Below are 1,697 nucleotides of genomic sequence, written 5' to 3'. Positions count from 1 at the left end.
AGTTATAACGGTAGTTTGTCTACGGTCTGAGACCCGCTTACTTTAAATGTAAGCGGGTCTTTTAAAATTGTTCTAAGATAGGTACACATTATTTATTATATAAGAAAAAATAATTGATTAAAAAGGGGAAAACATTGTTTTTGAAGAAAACCATAAGTAACATATAGAAAATTAGTAAGAACACTAATTTTTAAAGGAATACTTACATATACGCCTGACTGTTATAAAAACTGTGGAGTAGTTAATCAAAATAATTTAATCCTTAAAAACGTTAAGCGTAAAACGATAATTAAATTATTAAAACACAAGGTACTCCTAGTTATTTAGAATTAAAAAAGCAAAGATTCTTTTGTCATGGCTGTCGTCATTCATTTGTATCAAAAAATTCTTTTGTCAAACAATATTATAACTTCGGTAATAACTTAATACTTCATTTTCTTTATCAAAGCAGAGAAAATAGATCATGTAAAAGTGTTGAGTTAGATAACAATATTAGTACTATATCAGTGATACGTTATATTAATAAAATAGCCGGAAGTGTAAAACTAAGACCATTTAATAAACCACCTCAACATATCATGATAGATGAATTTAAAAGTGTAAAAAATATCGTAGGCAAAATGAACTTTATATATATTGTGAAGGTGATACATACAGAATTATAGATATTCTTCCTGATCAGAGATAAGAGCTTTGTTTGATTACTTTATGATATTAGAAAAAATTGTGCGAGAAAACGTTAAATCTGTAACGATGGATATATAGTCCTTAATTTTTTTCAAGAAGTTATTTCCAAACGTAGAAATTATTCTGGATTGTTTCCATCTCATTCAATCTTTGAACCGTGAATTTAAAAAACTAATAAGTATATTTCGACTCAATTTTTATACATCAATCGAATTTGACAAAGAGCCATTATTATTTTGCTTCCTTTTAACAGAACCTCTAACTTTTTAGGTACAGAATATTTTTCTGTAGAACAAATAAACTTTTGTTTTTGGTTTGTATAGTTATTCTTAATTCACTATGTTTAATAAACTTATTTTTACACAGGATTAAGAGAATTATGGTTATACACTTAAGAATACAATCTCGTCTAATATAAATGTTTTATAAAGCTGAAATAAACGTTTAGGAACTTTAAACAAGCATATGCGAAATTTCAAACTATAATTCCAAAGAATCTTATATAATTTAGATAGTGACAGCGAAAGAATATGAGACTAATAACAGTTATTGACAATATAACTGATCTATTATGAAACTCATTGTTACTTTAGCTTAACTTAAAATTGAATGATTAATATGTAAGGAGGGAATATTTATGGCAGGTATTGTAGATGCTATTGGTCAAGCAATTCAGTCAGGTCTAAACCAAGATTGGGTAACTATGGGTACTAATATTGCTAAAGCATTAGCTCAAGGTATTGATGTTATTTCTGGTTTCTTTGGTTAATATTAAGAATTAAGGTAGCTTCAACAATTAAATTATTGGAGCTGCCTCGATTTTTTTGCTCTATATTATTTAGTACTGGTGATAATCACTAGTACTATTTTTGATACAAAAAAGCGTAATTATTTCTATAATTAGAAGTATTCTACCACCAATAATTAAGGGGATAATGCGCCTATGTCTAATTACTCTATCAATAACGTTTGGAAATAAAGATAAAAATATCACTTTTGAAGATAAGGTT

Annotated in this window: 1 protein-coding gene; it reads left to right on the top strand. The window is 27.1% G+C overall.

The genetic code is table 11. The features are described from left to right. Positions 1-1,324: 1,324 nt before the first annotated feature. Entirely contained in the window at positions 1,325-1,456 is a 132-nt protein-coding gene (locus tag HMPREF3031_RS11795; protein ID WP_070684448.1) for a beta-class phenol-soluble modulin, read from the top strand. The last annotated feature ends 241 nt before the right edge of the window (positions 1,457-1,697 follow it).

Source organism: Staphylococcus sp. HMSC072B07, assembly GCF_001815505.1.
Lineage (GTDB): Bacteria > Bacillota > Bacilli > Staphylococcales > Staphylococcaceae > Staphylococcus > Staphylococcus simulans.
This window is presented reverse-complemented; position numbering and strand designations above follow the sequence as displayed.

Bases quoted from the DNA above. Each gene is read 5' to 3' on its own strand.
- HMPREF3031_RS11795 (WP_070684448.1), top strand. From the start codon at position 1,325: ATGGCAGGTATTGTAGATGCTATTGGTCAAGCAATTCAGTCAGGTCTA.